This window comes from Bradyrhizobium sp. Rc2d, from assembly GCF_900099855.1.
Taxonomy (GTDB): domain Bacteria; phylum Pseudomonadota; class Alphaproteobacteria; order Rhizobiales; family Xanthobacteraceae; genus Bradyrhizobium.
In genome coordinates, this window is sequence record NZ_FNCU01000025.1 from 39,549 (window position 1) to 58,120 (window position 18,572).

At 64.9% G+C, this 18,572-nt stretch carries 12 protein-coding genes; 6 read left to right on the forward strand and 6 right to left on the reverse strand.

The window, feature by feature from the left end:
* The first annotated feature begins 134 nt into the window (after positions 1-134).
* Entirely contained in the window at positions 135-2,945 is a 2,811-nt protein-coding gene (locus BLV07_RS27180; protein WP_091892085.1) for a di-heme-cytochrome C peroxidase, read from the forward strand.
* Between the two features lie 175 nt (positions 2,946-3,120).
* On the opposite strand, the gene BLV07_RS27185 is transcribed toward BLV07_RS27180, so the two are convergent.
* Positions 3,121-4,068: an alpha/beta fold hydrolase gene (locus tag BLV07_RS27185; protein ID WP_091892086.1), complete on the reverse strand. Its 948-nt coding sequence runs from the start codon at positions 4,066-4,068 to the stop codon at positions 3,121-3,123.
* Positions 4,069-4,275: 207 nt separating this feature from the next.
* Between BLV07_RS27185 and BLV07_RS27190 the strand changes: the two genes are divergently transcribed.
* The gene (locus tag BLV07_RS27190; protein ID WP_164934697.1) at positions 4,276-4,740 is read left to right on the forward strand and encodes an Hsp20 family protein; all 465 of its coding nucleotides are present in this window, start codon (positions 4,276-4,278) and stop codon (positions 4,738-4,740) included.
* Positions 4,741-4,982: 242 nt separating this feature from the next.
* Here BLV07_RS27190 and BLV07_RS47765 read toward each other — a convergent pair whose 3' ends face one another.
* Complete coding sequence (locus BLV07_RS47765) at positions 4,983-5,735, reverse strand: hypothetical protein (protein WP_176945783.1); 753 nt, start codon at positions 5,733-5,735, stop codon at positions 4,983-4,985.
* 490 nt (positions 5,736-6,225) lie between these two features.
* Between BLV07_RS47765 and gltB the strand changes: the two genes are divergently transcribed.
* Entirely contained in the window at positions 6,226-10,959 is a 4,734-nt protein-coding gene (gltB, locus tag BLV07_RS27200) for a glutamate synthase large subunit (protein ID WP_091892090.1), read from the forward strand.
* A gap of 144 nt (positions 10,960-11,103) precedes the next feature.
* Positions 11,104-12,555 carry a glutamate synthase subunit beta gene (locus BLV07_RS27205; RefSeq protein WP_091892092.1) on the forward strand — a complete coding sequence of 484 codons (1,452 nt, stop codon included), beginning with the start codon at positions 11,104-11,106 and terminating at the stop codon, positions 12,553-12,555.
* A gap of 175 nt (positions 12,556-12,730) precedes the next feature.
* Here the strand turns inward: BLV07_RS27205 and BLV07_RS27210 are convergent, their stop codons facing one another.
* Positions 12,731-14,485: an outer membrane beta-barrel protein gene (locus tag BLV07_RS27210; protein WP_091892094.1), complete on the reverse strand. Its 1,755-nt coding sequence runs from the start codon at positions 14,483-14,485 to the stop codon at positions 12,731-12,733.
* A gap of 192 nt (positions 14,486-14,677) precedes the next feature.
* Between BLV07_RS27210 and BLV07_RS27215 the strand changes: the two genes are divergently transcribed.
* Complete coding sequence (locus BLV07_RS27215) at positions 14,678-15,685, forward strand: KpsF/GutQ family sugar-phosphate isomerase (RefSeq protein ID WP_176945784.1); 1,008 nt, start codon at positions 14,678-14,680, stop codon at positions 15,683-15,685.
* A gap of 109 nt (positions 15,686-15,794) precedes the next feature.
* Here the strand turns inward: BLV07_RS27215 and BLV07_RS27220 are convergent, their stop codons facing one another.
* A complete protein-coding gene (locus BLV07_RS27220; RefSeq protein ID WP_091892098.1) occupies positions 15,795-16,349 on the reverse strand; it encodes a carboxymuconolactone decarboxylase family protein in 555 nt (184 codons plus the stop codon).
* A gap of 71 nt (positions 16,350-16,420) precedes the next feature.
* On the opposite strand from BLV07_RS27220, the gene BLV07_RS27225 reads away from it, so the two are divergent.
* Positions 16,421-16,747: a winged helix-turn-helix transcriptional regulator gene (locus tag BLV07_RS27225; RefSeq protein ID WP_091892213.1), complete on the forward strand. Its 327-nt coding sequence runs from the start codon at positions 16,421-16,423 to the stop codon at positions 16,745-16,747.
* Positions 16,748-16,924: 177 nt separating this feature from the next.
* Here BLV07_RS27225 and BLV07_RS27230 read toward each other — a convergent pair whose 3' ends face one another.
* Complete coding sequence (locus BLV07_RS27230) at positions 16,925-17,368, reverse strand: NfeD family protein (protein WP_091892100.1); 444 nt, start codon at positions 17,366-17,368, stop codon at positions 16,925-16,927.
* A 73-nt stretch (positions 17,369-17,441) separates the two neighbouring features.
* The gene (locus tag BLV07_RS27235; RefSeq protein ID WP_091892103.1) at positions 17,442-18,446 is read right to left on the reverse strand and encodes an SPFH domain-containing protein; all 1,005 of its coding nucleotides are present in this window, start codon (positions 18,444-18,446) and stop codon (positions 17,442-17,444) included.
* Between the last annotated feature and the right edge of the window lie 126 nt (positions 18,447-18,572).

The following is an 18,572-nucleotide window of genomic DNA, read 5'->3' on the forward strand; positions in this document are numbered from 1 at the left end:
TATTGACACTACAGTGAATTCCGCCACACTTCATCACACGCTGAAGTAGTATAGTCTGCTGTCGGTTTGTTAGGACTTTCCGCGCTTGATCGGCGCGTCTTTTTTTGCGATTCGCTGCTTTCAGGATTTGGGCCATGCATGACCGCGCTTCGAAGCCGCCCTTCGACCCCTCGATTCAGGTCTCGCCGAACAATCCCTGTCCATTCCTGCGCGGCCTCGTCGGCGAAGGCTTCGTCGATGGCGGGACCGTCCCGCTCCGGACGCTGTCACAGACCATCGCGAATGCAAGCGGCGAGACGGGAGTGAAGAAGGTTTCGGCCCGCATCCAGGTCCGCGGCGTCGCGCTGATCGCCAACGGCGCCTGTCACATCCTGCAAAGCATCTTTTGGGGCGCGCAGCTCAATATGTTGCGCGGCGGCCCGCTCGACAAGCTCGGTGCCGGCTCGCGCATCCTCGGCGTCGACGGGCGCGTCAATGAGGACGAGATCGCGCGGCTCGCCAGTTTCGGCGGCACCTATACCGATCCCGATGGCGGCGGCACCGAGACCGGGCTCAACGCCTCGCAAATCCAGGCCTTCATGAAGGACAACCTCAAGCGCGCTGGCAATCAAGCGCGCTGGTACTACCCGATCCTGATGAAATTCGAATGGCCGATCCTGCTCAAGATCATGGGCAAGGGTCAGGGTGATGACCGCTATCTCAGCGTGGCCGAGGTGAGGACATTGTTCAACGAGCGCAAATTCCCTGACAGGATCACCCAGCGAGTTGTCAGCCAGCCCGTCACCCCGCCCTCACTGATCTTGCGCGCTGCCGGCGGACTCGTCGCCGCGCTCCTCGTCTTTGGCATCGTGGCGCTGCGTTTTCCGGATCAATTCCAGCCCATGCTGCCCGGCATTCTCGGGGACCTGGTGGCGCCGCCATTGCCCGAGCACGTCGAACCCCGGGCCGCGTACTGGCTCGAGCAGAACTGGGCGCTGGAGGACCGGCACTGGTTTCATCACGCCAGCCAGGGCACCGCGACCTTCCCGGTGCCCTATCGCTGGTTCATGGCGCTGGAGCAGCCGCGGCTTCATTTCTTCGCAAAGCCCGGGATGCTGCATGACAGCGACCATCTGCAGCGCTTCGGCTTCATCCCGAGCCCGCAGACGATCAACACCGACGACGCCACGCTGCGCCAATTCGGCTATGCCAACGTCTACGACAAGACGAAGCCGGTGCCGGCGCGGCTCTGGGATCCGCCGGTGAACTGGGGTGCCGAGGCCGAAAACGTCGACGGCCTGCCCGTCGGCTTCGCACGCATGACCGGCGTCCCCGATCCTGCGACCGGGCAGATCGGCGAGGACCGGATCGGCCTGACCTGCGCTGCCTGCCACACCGGCCAGATCCGCTACAAGGGCATCGACATCCGTTTCGACGGCGGCCCCGCGATGACCGACCTGAGAAAGCTCGAGGTCACGACTGGCCTGTCGATCGCCTATACGCTGTTCGTGCCAGGCCGCTTTACGCGCTTCGCCGACCGCGTGCTCGGCGCCTCCGCCAGCGATGCGGACCGCGATGCGCTGAAACAGAAGCTGCGCGCGATCAGCACGTTCCTGATCGACTGGGAGAAGACCTACGCGAAAACCATCGACGGCAAGACGAGGTTCAACGAGAAGACGAAGCGGCAAGAGCCACAGCAGGACACGGAGGAAGGATACGGCCGCCTCGACGCGCTCAACCGCATCGGCAATCAGGTGTTCGCCCAGGACATGACGCTCAGCGGCCTCAGCGGCTTCGAAAAGAATCTGCATGCCAAGGACGCGCCTGTCAGCTTCCCGCCGATCTGGACCGTGCCCTGGCTCAAATTCGCGCAATATGACGCGTCCATCGAGCAGCCGCTGATCCGTAACGCCGGCGAAGCGCTGGGCGTGACCGCGCTGCTGAATCTGTCCGACACTACTCCCAAAGACAGGCTGTTTCGCTCGTCGATGGATATCAAGAATCTGAACTGGATCGAGGATCTGCTGAAGGGGTCGGCGCCCTATCCGAAAAAGCAGCTCTCCGGACTGACATCGCCGAAATGGCCGTCGGATATCTTCGGCGATGATGCCTGGAAGATCGATGGCGACCGCGTCAAACGTGGCCGCAAGCTCTATGCGGAGATCTGCGTCGAATGCCATCTCGGGCCGGTCAACGATCCCGTGTTCGACGCCGAATTTCCGGCCCAGAGCATCTGGTCCTCGTCGCTGTGGGAAACCATCGGCGATGACAAATTCCTGAACGAGGTCCAGAAAAGCGCCAAAGGCATGGGGACCGACCCGGCTCAAGCCAGCGTGCTGGCGACGCGCACGGTTCAGGTGCCGGGTTTCCTACAGCTCGATCCCACTCAGAAGCTCAATGCCTGGTGGAGCTGCAATCTGCCGGATATTTCTTCGACCGACATGCCATACTCGCTCGGCCTGATGGTGCTCGTGGACATCGTCGCCCGCAAGGCGATGGACGATGCCAAGATCGAGCCGAAGGTTCAGCAAGCCTGGTGGGGTAAGCGCAAGAACTGCCCCAATCCCGGTCCGCAGCCGCCCGATAAAGAGGAGCGGGGGCCCTGGTATCGCGCGCGTCCGCTCAACGGCGTCTGGGCCACCGCGCCTTACCTGCACAACGGATCGGTGCCCTCGCTCTACTGGATGCTGAGCCCCGCGGCCGAGCGCCCGAAATCGTTCTGCATGGGTGGTGGTCGCGACTACGATCCGAAGCAGGTCGGCTTCGCGGTCGCCGACGGCGAGAGCTGCAAGACCGGGCAGTCGCGCTTCTCGACGCGGGCGTCTGACGGCACCGAGTTGTTCGGCAACAGCAATGCCGGCCACTCGTTCGACGGCACGCCAGGGCCGGGCAAGGACGGCACCATCGGCCGCGTGCTGAAGGAGCAAGAGCGCTACGACCTGATCGAGTATTTGAAGACGCTGTGAGCACCGTCATTGCGAGCGAAGCGAAGCAATCCAGACTGTCTCCGCGCGGGCAGCCTGGATTGCTTCGTCGCATCAGCGCAAAATTGCTACGCAATTTTGTCGCGAGCTCCTCGCAATGACGGAGAATGACGACTCTTCGCGAGTCCCACTGCCACCTTCCCCGCAGCGTCACCCCTCACTTGAACAGCGGCGTGCCCGGCACGAAGGCGTCGAAGGCGGCCCAGAACTGGGAACGGTAACGGTCCTGCTCCTGGAGGATCTCGTGCTTCGAGCCCGCGATGACGAGATGCGAGCCGGCGCGCAAATGATAGGCGAACTCCTCGATCGCAGCGGTCGAGACCACGGTGTCGCTGGAGGCAGCCAGCATCAGGATCGGCTGGCGGATCTCTGACGGATATTTCAGGCGCTTGAAGGTTTGCATCGCGCTGAAGGCAGCGTCGGCCCAGGCCACCGTCGGTGACGCCAGCCCCAGCGTCGGATCCTCCTCGAGGATCGCGGCATTGCGCGCATAGCGCACGGGGTCGCTGGTGAGGGGATTGTTGATGAAGGGATCGAGTCCGGTGATGCGGCTGCTGCCGCCCGGGACATAACGGCCGCCCTGCCCGAACAGGCACATCGTCTTGAGCAGCGCGCGGGCCGGAAACGACGTGGTGCGGCCAGGCAGGTCGATCATCGGCGCCGACAGCACCATGCGGTCGAACCAGCGCTTGCCCGCATGCGCGACCCGCAGCAGCACCGTGCCGCCCATGGAATGGGCGAGCGCGAAGAACGGCGGCGGACAATCCGGCAGCACCACCTGCTGCACGAAGGTCTCGACGTCGATCTCGAAATCGGCGAAGTCGCGCACATAGCCCTTGCGCGGATCGCGCAGGCGGCGCGAGGAATGGCCCTGCCCGCGCCAATCGATCATCGCCACCGCAAAGCCGCGGTCGCGCAGGTCGCGCACGGTCTCGAAATATTTCTCGATCTGCTCGCTGCGTCCGGTGAAGACGCAGACCGTGCCCTTGCGGCCCGCCGGCGGCGCCCAGCGCGCAAAGCGCAGCTCGGCGCCATCGGGGGTCTTGATGGTGCCGCTGACGACGTTTTCGGGGACGGGATTGGACGGGATCGAGACCAGCGTCATAGGCGGCAAGTACTGCAAATCAAGGGGCTAAAGCGCCGAAAAGGCGCAAATGCCGCCCTCTTGAACGCCGTCTCGTTCCACCCATATCATTTTCGTGCAGGCCGCTACCAGTGTTTCGGAACCGGAACATCAGGCTGCACACAGACGAAAGCTCGGCCCGATTGGCGGGCGGGTTACCCAAACAGTCGCTCAATGGAGGACTTGACCATGCGTAGCTATGATCTCACCCCGTTCTATCGTTCCACCGTCGGCTTCGACCGCCTCTTTAGCCTGCTCGACCAGGCCGGCTCGGACGGCAGCCCCGGTTATCCCCCCTACAACATCGAGCGCACCGGCGAGAACGCCTACCGCATCACCGTTGCGGTCTCCGGCTTCGCCAAGGACGAGCTCTCCATCGTCGCGAAGGAAAACACGCTGACGATCAAGGGCGAGAAAGTCGCCAACGAGAACTCGAAGTCCGAAGTGCTCTATCGCGGCATCGCCGCGCGCGCCTTCGAGCGTGCCTTCCAGCTTGCCGATTTCGTGCAGGTGAAGGACGCTTCGCTTGAGAACGGCCTGCTTCACGTCGACCTCGTACGCGAGATTCCCGAGGCCAAGAAGCCGCGCCAGATCGCGATCAACACCAGCGCCCCGAAGGCGCAGGTGATCGAGAACTCGGCGCAAGCCGCCTAACGCACTCACGCCACTTCCGAGTTGCGAAAACGCCCCGGTGCCCCGGGGCGTTTTTTTACGCGCCGTCGTCCTGGCGAAGGCCAGGACCCATTACCACAGGGAGACGTTTGGCGAAGACTGGTCGTTCGGTACGAACACCTCACCTCAACCGATAGACCTCGCGGTATGGGTCCTGGCCTTCGCCAGGACGACACCGGGAGTGTCGCCCGAGGCTCGGCCTCACAGGCATCAATTAAGCGCGCCTAGTCCAGCCCCTGCGCCGCCGGCATCTCCTGGGTCGGCAGGATCGTTGCCGCCGGCTTGGCCTGGACGGTTGGAGCAGTGGCATCGGCGGGCTTGGCCTGGATGGCCGCGGTCTGCTGCGCGGACTGCACCTGTGCCTGCGGCGCCTGAGCCTGCTGCGGCGCGGGTTCGGCCGGCTTCGCTGCTACCACCGGCACAGCTCCGCGCGGCGGGGCGGCCTTGGGCAGCGGCACGGTGCGGTTTGCCACATGCGGGATCGAAGCCGGCGGGCGCGGCGGGCCGCTGCGAATCACGGTCGGCGGCGGCAGCGCGCTTTGCGGGCCGTAAGGCGCGACCGCGCGCTCGTCATAGGTGGGCGCCATGCCGTAGGCGTCGGCGGCGGGCATGAAGCGGATGATCCGCCCGTCGCGGGCGTCGATCACCAGCCGGCCATCGTCGCCACGATGGTCGATCACCGCGATGGTGTAGACGCTGCCGCGCAGGCGCGGGATGCCGAGCGGTGAAAAGCCGTTTTCGCGCAGCACCGCATAGACCTCGGTCGACGGCAGCAGCCCCGGAGCCGGACCGCGCTCCTCGTAGCCGTAACGCGGCGGCGGTGGCGGCGCGGCCTCCGGCGGCGCGTAGGGCCCGTCGAAATCCGACACTGCGATAACGGCCCCTCTCGCGATACCGCCCGCGAGAACCTGCGCGTGCCCCGCACTTGCAGCCAGCACCAGCGCGGCGGCAGCCACACATCCTGTGAAAAACTTCATGGTCGAGACACTCCTGTCAGGCCCCCCGATGGCCGCCCTCTTTCGCTTCTCGCGGCGTGGCGCGCCTTCCGAAGGGTTGATCCGAAGCTTCATTGGGGATTTCGGCGCCTGCGGGGCCGGATCAGGGCGCGTTTGCTTCAAAACCGGGGCTGCGCAACTTTTGGAAAGCGATTGATTGACATATCGGGAATCGGGACTTCCGCGCGCTTGTGTGCTAGACAAAAATTTGGCAAGGTGATGGTTAGGACAGGAAAGCTGTCTCAATTTTGCTTGCGGTTCCGGCATAGGGATTGCAGCGAGAACTGGTGCTCTCGAGCGCCGGGAAGGTACCAGGCCAAGCCGTTCTCGGGGACGAAGAACGCCTAGGCCTGAATTTAAGAAAATGCGGCTCGCAGCGGACGAGCGGTGACCCAGAGGCGGGTGCCGCGGAACGCCCAAGGTGCGCCGAAGATGGCGGTGAGGCACCTTGCCGCATGGAGAGGACAGGACAATGAACGGGTCGCAATTCGAGCGCGCAAACATCGTGGCAGAACAGCTGTCGGCGACGGTCGCCTCGAAAACGACCGATCCGATTCAGGAGCACAATTCGCGCCCCAAAGCCGAAGGCCTTTACGATCCCGCCCTCGAGAAGGATTCCTGCGGCGTCGGCTTCATCGCCAACATCAAAGGCAAGAAGTCGCGCGAGATCGTCTCGGACGCGCTCAGCATCCTCTGCAATCTCGAGCATCGCGGCGCGGTCGGCGCCGACCCGCGCGCCGGTGACGGTGCCGGCATTTTGGTGCAGATCCCGCACGCCTTCTTCAGCCGCAAGGCCGGGGAGCTCGGCTTCAAGCTGCCGGCGCCCGGCGAATACGCCGTCGGCGCGCTGTTCATGCCGCGCGACACCGCCTGGCGCAACGTCATCAAGAGCATCATCGCCGACCAGATCAAGGAAGAGGGCCTGACCCTGCTGGGCTGGCGCGACGTGCCGACCGACAATTCCTCGCTCGGCGTCACCGTGAAGCCGACCGAGCCCGCCTGCATGCAGGTGTTCATCGGCCGCAACGGCACCGCCAAGACCGAGGACGAGTTCGAGCGCCGACTCTACATCCTGCGCAAGTCGATCTCGCAGGCGATCTACCTGCGCCGCGACCGCGGCCTTGCGGGCTACTATCCGTGCTCGATGTCGTGCCGCACCGTGATCTACAAGGGCATGTTCCTGGCCGACCAGCTCGGCAAGTACTATCCCGACCTGCACGAAAAGGATTTTGAGAGCGCGCTCGCACTCGTTCACCAGCGCTTCTCGACCAATACCTTCCCGGCCTGGTCGCTGGCGCATCCCTACCGCATGATCGCGCATAACGGCGAGATCAACACGCTGCGCGGCAACACCAACTGGATGGCTGCGCGCCAGGCTTCGGTGAGCTCCGTGCTCTACGGCAAGGACATCAACCGGCTCTGGCCGATTTCCTACGAGGGACAGTCGGACACCGCCTGCTTCGACAACGCGCTCGAATTTCTGGTGCAGGGCGGCTACTCGCTGCCGCACGCCGTCATGATGATGATTCCGGAGGCGTGGGCCGGCAATCCCTTGATGGATGAGAAGCGCCGCGCCTTCTACGAGTATCATGCCGCGCTGATGGAGCCGTGGGACGGCCCGGCCGCGATCGCCTTTACCGACGGCCGCCAGATTGGCGCCACGCTCGACCGCAATGGCCTGCGGCCCGCGCGCTATCTCGTCACCAAGGACGACCGCATCGTGATGGCGTCCGAGATGGGCGTGCTGACGATCCCCGAGGACCAGATCATCACCAAGTGGCGCTTGCAGCCCGGCAAGATGCTGCTGGTCGATCTCGAGCAGGGCCGCCTGATCCCGGACGACGAGATCAAGGCCGAGCTCGCCAAGAGCCATCCCTACAAGGAATGGCTGGAGCGGACCCAGATCGTGCTGGAAGAGCTGCCGAAGGTGCCGATCACCGGCGTGCGCTCCAACCTGTCCCTGCTCGATCGCCAGCAGGCGTTCGGCTACAGCCAGGAAGACATCACCATCCTGATGACGCCGATGGCGGCCACCGGCGAAGAAGCCGCGGGCTCGATGGGCAACGACACGCCGATCTCGGCGCTGTCGCACAAGGCCAAGCCGCTGTTCACCTACTTCAAGCAGAACTTCGCGCAGGTCACCAACCCGCCGATCGATCCGATCCGCGAGGAGCTGGTGATGAGCCTGGTCTCGATCATCGGGCCGCGACCCAACCTGTTCGATCTGCAAGGAATGGCCACGACCAAGCGCCTTGAAGTGCGCCAGCCGATCCTGACGGACGCGGATCTGGAAAAGATCCGCTCGATCTCGGACGTGGCCGACACGCACTTTAAGTCGCGCACGCTCGACACCACATTCCACGCCGGTCTCGGTGCGGCCGGCATGGACCAGGTGCTCGATGAACTCTGCGCGCGCGCCGAGAGCGCGGTGCGCGAGGGCGTCAACATCATCATCCTGTCCGACCGCATGGTCGGCACCGACCGGGTGCCGATCCCCTCGCTGCTGGCCTGCGCCGCCGTGCATCATCACCTGATCCGCACCGGCCTGCGCACCTCGGTCGGCCTCGTTGTCGAATCCGGCGAGCCGCGCGAAGTGCATCACTTCGCCTGCCTTGCCGGCTACGGTGCTGAAGCGATCAATCCCTACCTCGCGTTCGAGACCATCATCGCGATGAAGGACCGGCTGCCCGGCTCGCTCGACGATTATGAGATCGTCAAGCGCTACATCAAGTCGATCGGCAAGGGCCTGCTCAAGGTGATGTCCAAGATGGGCATCTCGACCTACCAATCCTATTGCGGCGCGCAGATCTTTGACGCGGTCGGCCTCAAAGCGGATTTCGTCGCAAAGTTCTTCGCCGGCACGCACACCCGCGTCGAGGGCGTCGGTCTTGCCGAGATCGCGGAAGAGGCGGTGCGCCGTCATGCCGACGCGTTCGGCGAGGCTCAGGTCTACAAGAGCGCGCTCGACGTCGGCGGCGAATATGCCTATCGCAGCCGCGGCGAGGACCATGCCTGGACCGCCGAGTCGGTTTCGCTGCTCCAGCACGCCGCGCGCGGCAATTCGCAGGAGCGCTACCGCGCCTTCGCCGAAATCCTCAACGAGCAGTCGGAGCGCCTGTTGACGCTCCGCGGCCTGTTCCGGATCAAGAACGCGGAGGAGGAGAAGCGCAAGCCGATCCCGCTCGACCAGGTCGAGCCGGCCAAGGAGATCGTCAAGCGCTTCGCCACGGGTGCGATGAGCTTCGGCTCGATCTCGCGCGAGGCGCACACCACGCTCGCGATCGCCATGAACCGGATCGGCGGCAAGTCCAACACCGGCGAAGGCGGCGAGGAAGCCGACCGCTTCAAGCCGATGCCGAACGGCGATTCCATGCGCTCGGCGATCAAGCAGGTCGCCTCGGGCCGCTTCGGCGTCACCACGGAGTATCTCGTCAACTCCGACATGATGCAGATCAAGATGGCGCAGGGCGCCAAGCCCGGCGAAGGCGGCCAGCTGCCCGGCCACAAGGTCGACGCGACCATCGCCAAGGTCCGGCATTCGACGCCGGGCGTCGGCCTGATCTCACCGCCGCCGCACCACGACATCTACTCGATCGAGGATCTGGCGCAGCTCATCTACGACCTCAAGAACGTCAACCCGACTGGCGACGTCTCGGTCAAGCTCGTCTCCGAGATCGGCGTCGGCACCGTGGCCGCGGGCGTCGCCAAGGCGCGCGCCGACCATGTCACCATCGCGGGTTTCGAGGGCGGCACCGGCGCTTCGCCGCTGACCTCGATCAAGCATGCCGGCTCACCCTGGGAGATCGGACTCGCCGAGACCCACCAAACCTTGGTGCGCGAGCGGCTGCGCAGCCGCATCGTGGTCCAGGTCGACGGCGGCTTCCGCACCGGCCGTGACGTCGTGATCGGCGCGCTGTTAGGGGCCGACGAGTTCGGCTTCGCCACCGCGCCGCTGATCGCGGCCGGCTGCATCATGATGCGCAAGTGTCATCTCAACACCTGCCCGGTCGGCGTCGCGACGCAGGATCCAGTGTTGCGCAAGCGCTTCACCGGCCAGCCCGAGCACGTGATCAACTACTTCTTCTTCGTCGCGGAGGAAGTCCGCGAGATCATGGCTTCGCTCGGCTTCCGCACCTTCAACGAGATGGTCGGCCAGGTGCAGCTGCTCGACCAGACCAGGCTGGTCGCGCATTGGAAGGCCAAGGGCCTCGACTTCTCGAAGCTGTTCGTCAAGCAGAAGGAAGAGAAGGGCCAGAAGATCTATCATTCCGAGCGTCAGAACCATCATCTGGAGGCGGTGCTCGACCGCACGCTGATCGAGAAGGCGACGCCTGCGCTCGACCGCGGCGCGCCGGTCAAAATCGAAGCCGCGATCAACAGCACCAACCGTTCCGCCGGCGCCATGCTGTCGGGTGCGGTCGCCAAGATCTACGGCCATGCCGGCCTGCCGCACGACACCATCCATGTCAGCCTCAAGGGCACCGCCGGCCAGGCATTCGGCGCCTGGCTCGCCCACGGCGTCACCTTCGAGCTCGAAGGTGAAGGCAACGACTATGTCGGCAAGGGCCTCTCGGGCGGCAAGATCATCGTCAAACCGCCGAAGAACTCTGCAATCGTGCCGGAAGAGAGCATCATCGTCGGCAACACCGTGATGTACGGCGCGATCGCGGGCGAGTGCTACTTCCGCGGCATCGCCGGCGAGCGCTTTGCCGTGCGCAATTCGGGTGCGGTGGCGGTGGTCGAGGGCGCGGGCGATCATTGCTGCGAATATATGACCGGCGGCATCGTGGTCGTGCTCGGCAAGACCGGGCGCAACTTCGCGGCCGGCATGTCCGGCGGCATCGCCTATGTGCTGGACGAAGCCGGCGATTTCGACCGGCTGTGCAACCTGTCGATGGTCGAGCTCGAGCCGGTGCTGTCGGAAGAGATGATCGCCCAGAGCGCCTACAACCAGTTCGGTGACCTCGAGGCGCACGGCCGGGTCGACGTGTTCAAGAACCTGCTCGCCTCCGACGTCGAGCGGCTGCACGTGCTGATCTCGCGCCATGCCAAGGCGACCGGCTCCAAGCGCGCCGCCGACATCCTGGCCAATTGGAAGGACTGGCTGCCCAAATTCCGCAAGGTGATGCCGGTCGAGTACCGGCGCGCGCTGCGCGAAATGGCCGCCAACGCGGACGCCGAGCCGAAGATCGCGATCGGGGCGTAAAGCATCTCACCCCGTCATTGCGAGCGCAGCGAAGCAATCCAGACTTTCTTCCTTGATGCAGACTGGATTGCTTCGTCGCTTCGCTCCACGCAATGACGGTTGAGGAAACAACAGACGAATTAGCCGGCAGGGACTACGGGTTTAATGGGCAAGATCACGGGTTTTCTCGAAATCGAACGGCATGACCGCAAGTACACCCCGGTCGCCGAGCGCGTGAAGCATTACAACGAGTTCGTCGTTCCCCTCTCCGAGAAGGAGGTGCGCGACCAGGCGGCGCGCTGCATGAACTGCGGCATTCCCTATTGCCACGGCACCGGGTCGGTCGCGCCCGGCACGCCCGGCTGCCCGGTCAACAACCAGATCCCTGACTGGAACGACCTCGTCTATCAGGACAACTGGCAAGAAGCCTCGCGCAACCTGCACTCGACCAACAATTTCCCGGAGTTCACGGGACGTATCTGCCCGGCGCCATGCGAAGCGTCCTGCACGCTCAACATCGACGACAACCCCGTTACCATCAAGACCATCGAATGCGCGATCGTCGACCGCGCCTGGGACAATGGCTGGCTGAAGCCAGAAGTGGCGACTGAGAAGACCGGCAAGAAGGTCGCGGTGATCGGCTCGGGTCCCGCCGGCATGGCCTGCGCGCAGCAGCTCGCGCGCGCCGGCCACGACGTGCATCTGTTCGAGAAGTACGCCAAGGCCGGCGGCCTTTTGCGCTACGGCATCCCCGACTTCAAGATGGAGAAGGGCATCATCGATCGCCGCGTCAAGCAGATGGAAGCCGAGGGCGTCACCTTCCACTACAACAGCCATGTCGGCGCTGACGGCAATGTCGATCCGCGCGAGATGCTGAACGAGTATGACGCCGTCGCCTTGACCGGCGGCGCGGAAGCTCCGCGCGACCTGCCGATCCCCGGCCGCGACCTCCAAGGCATTCACTACGCCATGGACTTCCTGCCGCAGCAGAACCGCCGCGTCTCCCAGGAGCCGCTCGGCGGTGTTCAGGAGATCTTGGCCGGCGGCAAGCATGTCGTCGTCATCGGCGGCGGCGACACCGGCTCCGACTGCATCGGCACCTCGCTGCGCCAGGGCGCGCTGTCGGTGACCCAGCTCGAGATCATGCCCGCTCCCCCTGAGCGCGAGAACAAGGGCCTGACCTGGCCGAACTGGCCGCTGAAAATGCGCACGTCCTCCAGCCAGGCCGAAGGCGCGATCCGCGAATACGCCGTGCTGACGCAGAAGTTTTCCGGCGAGAACGGCAAGGTCAAGAAGCTGCACTGCGTCCGCGTCGACGACAAGTTCAAGCCGATTGCCGGCACCGAGTTCGAGCTCGACGCCGAGCTCGTCCTGCTCGCGATGGGCTTCGTCCATCCCGTGCACGAGGGCCTGCTCAAGATGCTCGCGGTCGACCTCGACCCGCGCGGCAACGTCAAGGCCAACACGCTGGATTACCAGACCTCGCGCCCGAACGTGTTCTCCGCCGGCGACATGCGCCGCGGCCAGTCGCTGGTGGTGTGGGCCATCCGCGAGGGGCGGCTGTGCGCACGGTCGATCGATACGTTCCTGATGGGGAAGACGGATTTGCCGCGGTAGCAGCTGTCGTCCTGGCGAAAGCCAGGACCCATACCGCGGAATCTATCCAGGGCAGACGGTACTCATCCCGAACGACCAGTCGTCGCCAAACCACTCCTTGGGTAATGGGTCCTGGCTTTCGCCAGGACGACGACTGAGAGCTTGGCAGCGCCGATGACTACCGGGCCACGCGCAGCTAATTCTGCAGCCTCACCCCCAGCATCACCACCGTTCCCGACGAGCTCGCCCCCGCGACGTTCGAATCCAGGATGTCGTGGCGCAGCGTGCCCTTGATCCAGATGTTGCGGTTGAGCTTGTAGATCAGATTGCTCTCGAGCGAGTAGGTCTTGTCGTTGCGATTCTGGTTCTGATAGTCGAGCGTGCCGTAGGTGAACTTGCCGACGGCGGTGAGCCAGCGGCGGAAGTCGTGGTCGACTTCGGCCGAATAGGTGCGCACCAGGACGCCGGAAGAGCCCGGGATGGTGGTCTCGGCGATCTGTGTGTCGGTGAAGAACTTCACCGTGGTGAGGCCGCTCGCATTCCAGATCAAGGAGCTCGTGGTGAGGAAGCCCGAGAGCTGGCTGAGGCGCGGATCGACATAATTGCGCGCGGAATAGCCGACCGAGATTTCGCCGGTGAGGATGCGCGAGAACTCGAAGGACGAGCCGATTTTGGCATAGCCGCCGTTTGAATCCCGGAAGTAGCCGTTGCGGTCGGCGGCCTGGTCGTGCACGCGGGTGTCGCCCTGGATTTCCACGAACGGCTTGAGGCCCGGCTTCAGGTCGTAGGAGAACCGCCCCACGCCGCCATACTGATTGAAGTCGCGATCGGTATTGGCAAAGGTCGAGCCGTCGGTGAGCTTTGAATCGGTGTAGGCGGTGCGATCGACGGTGGCGCCGGCCGCGACCTGAAAGCGATTGAAAGTCTGGTCGAAGCCGACGGTGGCGCCGTAGGCGGCGTAGACAGGGTATTTCTGCAGGCCGGCCTGCACGTTCGGGCTGCCGGGATTGTCGGTGGCGAGCCGCAGGCGGAGCTGCGAGGTCAGCTTGAAATCGCGGGTGACATCGACGCGGCCGTCGACATGGCCGGTGAAATCGGGGCGGTCGACCTCGACCGGCGACGGCGAAGGGAAGCCGTTGATCGTCGCCGGCATGTTGTTGGTGTAGCCCGAGAACGAGCCGCGCAGATCTGCAACCAGCGCGTGGCGCTCCCAGTCGGACACCACGAGGAGATCAGGCGCGACCACATAGGCCGGCGAGCCGACCGGCTTGTTGAGGCGCGCAGGGTTGGTGTCATAGCCGGCGGACAGTTCTAGCCCGCCCTTGATCAGGAAGCTGCCGGCATAGTCGCCGACCGCGCCGAACGGATCCTCATCGAGCTTGAGGCGGCGGCGCAGCGGCTGGCCGGGCACGTTGCCCGCCATCGCCGGCGGCACCGGCGTCCTGTGCGCGGTCTCGGAGGGCGGCGGCGCGATGCGCGGCGGGCCGAGCGTTCGCTCCGGCGTTGCCGGCGCCACCTTTGAGCCGGGGCCGACCGGGCGCTTCGGCTTGGGCTGTCCGGGATAGAGCTTCGGCTGCTGCCGTTTGCGGTTGAGCGAGTCGTAGCCGGAGCTGCTCGCGCCGTTGGCGGCGGGCAGGCCGTAGGTCGGGACCGGATTGCTCGGGCTTTGGCCGGCGCGCGAGGTCACTGGGGCCTGCTGGCGCCTGCGCGGATCGTTGGGATCGGGCAGCGTCGGCAGTGCATCCGACGGCGCCTGCGGCACGCCGGCGGTGCGGCGCGTCGGCAGCGTCTCGGGCGAGGCGAAGCCGCCGCGGTTGGGATTGAACAGGTCAGGCGTGAGGCTTTGGGCGCCCGCCGGCGCGCTCTCGAGGGCCGTCAGCATGAGGCACGGCAAAGCGGCGCGCAGGAAATGCGCGCGTTTGCTCCGGCCGATGCCTGGAGACGACCCCACGATGGAAGAACTCCAACGAAATCAAACACTTTCACGACGGCCTCCCATCGGTTGGCGGGAACCATCGTTAATGGAGTTAAAACAATTATGGTTAATGACCCGTTGAGGGGTTCGGGGACCGCGTCGCCTCCAAGGACGTAGCGTGCTAAGCAGGCGCCAACGGGCGAACGCCCCTCCTCCCTGGACCTGAACATGCCGAGTTCGAAACCGCTGATGACCGCATCATCCGGCTCCATCCCTGATAGCGTCGAATCCGCGCTCCGCACGCTGGAGACCGAGAGCGGCGGCATCAACGCGCTTGCCGCTGCTCTGCGCGGCCCACTGGGTGCGGCATTTGCGAGAGCGGTCGACCTGATCCGCAACGCCAAGGGCCGCGTCATCGTCACCGGGCTCGGCAAGTCAGGCCATATGGGCCGCAAGATCGCGGCGACGCTGGCCTCGACCGGCACGCCCGCCTTCTTCGTGCACACGTCCGAAGCCGGCCATGGCGATCTCGGCATGATCACGCCCGACGATGTCATCATGGCGCTGTCCTGGTCCGGCGAGCAGCCGGAGATGAAGAACCTCGTGAACTATTCGGCGCGGTTCGCGATTCCCATGATCGCGGTGACCTCGAACGCGGCGTCCTCGCTGGGACAAGCCGCCGATCTCGTGATCGAGTTGCCGAAGGCGCGCGAAGCCTGCCCGCACAATCTGGCGCCCACCACCTCGACGCTGATGCAGGCCGCGATCGGCGACGCCATCGCGATCGCGCTGCTCGAAGGCCGCGGCTTCACTGCGCTGGAATTCGCGCATTTCCACCCCGGCGGCAAGCTGGGGGCGATGCTGAAATTCGTCCGCGACTACATGCGCACCGGCACGGAAATTCCGGTCAAGCCGCTCGGCACCAAGATGTCGGACGCCGTGGTCGAGATGTCGGCCAAAGGGCTGGGCTGCGTCTGCATCGTCAACGATGCAGACGCCATCGCAGGCATCATCACCGACGGCGACCTGCGCCGTCACATGCGCCCCGACCTGCTGGCCGCGACGGTCGACGAGATCATGACGAGGGAGCCGAAGACGGTGCCGCCCTCGATGCTCGCGACCGAGATGATCGAGGTGCTGAACACCCGCAAGATCACCACGCTGGTCGTCACCGAGGCCGACAAGGTGGTCGGCATCGTGCATCTGCACGATCTGTTGCGGGCCGGCGTGGCGTAGGGCGCACACTCTCTCCACTCGTCATTGCGAGCGTAGCGAAGCAATCCAGGATCCCTCTGCGGAAAGATTCTGGATTGCTTCGTCGCAAGAGCTCCTCGCAATGACGGCGTTAGGCCTGCGGAAACCGCGCCGCACGCTCCTCCAACGGCAGCCTCAAGCCGTTCGCCAGATACGACACCGTGCGGTAGAAGCCGCACAACAGCATGATCTCCAGGATCTGCGCCTCATCGTAATGCGCGGACAGCGTTGCGAACTCGACATCACTCAACGTCGCACGGTGATGCAGCGCGTCGACGGCCGCGATCAGAGCCTGCTCGGCCAGTGACCAGCACGGCGACGTCGCATCGCCCAGCACGGTTGCGCGAACCTCCTCCTCGGTGAGCTTTGCCGGCCCCGCAAAGATCGCGACATGCACGCCCCATTCATACTCGCATTTGTTGAGTGCGCAGGTGCGGTCGATGACGATCTCGCGTTGGCGCAGCGAGAGCGGGCCGGGATCGAGCAGGCCGCCGGCGCGAAACTTGTCCCAGGCGCGGCCGTGACCCGCCATCACCCGGAACAGCAGCAGCGGCGGCGCGCCGCGCATGATGCGGTCGAACTGCGCCTGGATCTCCGGGGGATAAGGCGGATCGAGCGGCGCGATACGCGGCATCGGCTGGGACATGGGCCGTCTCCTTTGCTACAATTATCGTAGCAACACGCTACATTATCTGTAGCATGACGCAAGAGGCGACGATGTCGAAGCAGGCCACTACCAGATCGCGCAGCGTGCGCGGCTCGCGCACCGGGCGGCCGATCATGGCGCTGCTCGACCTCCTGGGGCGGCGCTGGAGCCTGCGGATCCTGTGGGAGTTGCGCGGCGGCCCCCTCACCTCCCGCGGCTTGCGCACCGCCTGCGACGAAGCTTCGCCGACGGTGCTGCAAGCGCGGCTGAGCGAGCTGCGCGAGGCGGGATTCGTGGAGCTGGGCGAGGCCGGAGGCTATGCGCTGACGCCGCTGGGGCGAGAATTGTGCGAGACGTTCATGCCGCTGCACCGGTTTGCGGAGAGGTGGAGGAGGTAGAGCTTCTCGCTTACCCTCCCCTGGAGGGGGAGGGTCGGCTCACATGAAGCGCAGCGAAATGTGAGACGGGGTGGGGTGACGGTCTCTCCACAGAAGCGGTGCCCGAGTAGAGAGATCACCCCACCCCGCTCGCGCTACGCGCGATCGACCCTCCCCCTCCAGGGTAGGGTAAGAACGCTATGCCGCTGCCACCGTCAAATTCGCGCCGTCCACCTGCACCACCTTCACCCTTGTCCCCGCCGGTGTATCCGGCCCGGCAACACGCCACACCGTGTCACCGATACGCACGGTGCCGCTGCCGTCGATGATCGGCTTCTCCAGCGTGAACTCGCGCCCTAACAGCGCCTCGGTGCGCTTGTTCAGGAACGGGCTCGTGCTTGCGTCCGGCTTCGGCCGAGCGAGGCGGCGCCACACCGGCACGGCGGCGGCAGCGAAGACCGCGAACATCACGAGCTGGATCTGCCAGGACACGGCAACAGCGAATGAGATCAGGCCGACCAGCAACGCGGCGAGTCCGAGCCAGAACAGGAACACGCCGGGCGCCAGCACCTCCAGCGCCATCAGGATGAAGCCGAAGATCAGCCAGTTCCAGCTGCCGAGCGATGCGAACATGTCGGTCATGACACGATCTCTCTATAATATTGGCGCATGCCCTTGTCGGAAAACCGGTGTCCACTTTTCCGGGGCATGCGCTTTACCCCTGCCGCGGCGGCACCGCCGGCGGCGTGCCGCCGGTCGGCGGCACTGAGCCGGGACGGCGAGCCGCGGCGACGGCGGACGCTGCACTCTCGCCGAACGTCGCCTTGGCGATCTCGCCGATGCCGGCGAGCGAGCCGAGCATGCTGGTGGCTTCCATCGGCAGCATGATGATCTTCTGGTTCGGCGCGTCCGCGAACTGGCCGAACGCCTTGATATATTTGTCGGCGATGAAATAGTTCAACGCGGCAACGTCGCCCTTGGAGATGGCTTCCGACACGGCCTGCGTCGCCTTGGCCTCCGCCTCGGCCAGACGCTCACGCGCCTCGGCATCGCGGAAGGCGGCCTCGCGGCGGCCCTCGGCTTGCAGGATCTGGCCCTGCTTGGCACCCTCGGCGCGCAGGATTTCCGACTGGCGCTGGCCTTCGGCGGCGAGGATATCGGCGCGCTTGACGCGCTCGGCCTTCATCTGCCGGCCCATGGCTTCGACGAGGTCAGCCGGCGGCACGATGTCCTTGATCTCGATACGGTTGACCTTGACGCCCCAGGGCGAGACCGCGGCGTCGACGACGCGGAGCAGGCGCTCGTTGATCTCGTCGCGATGCGACAGCACCTGGTCGAGGTCCATCGAGCCCATCACCGAGCGGATGTTGGTCATGGTCAGAACCGTGATCGCCTGGGTGAGGTTGGCGACCTCGTAACTCGCCTTGGCGGCGTCGAACACCTGGAAGAAGGCGACGCCGTCCACCGTCACGGTGGCGTTGTCCTTGGTGATCACCTCCTGCTCGGGAATGTCGATCACCTGCTCCATCATGTTGATCTTGCGCCCGACGCGGTCGAAATAGGGCACGATCAGATTGAGCCCGGGGCTCAAGGTCTGGGTGTATTTGCCGAAACGTTCGATCGTCCAGTCATAGCCCTGCGGCACCGTCTTGACGCCGGCCACCAGCGTGACGATGACGAGCAAAACCAGAACAATCGCGAAAATGTCGAAACCGCTCATATGTCCTCCGAGGCAGGAAAAAGCCCTTTCCCGCGCTGTCATTGGTCGGGATCAAGACCCTAGCGGTTCAGCGGTCGCAAGTAACGTCGGCATCAGCGCGATTCTGCACAAGATACGCGGAGAGGG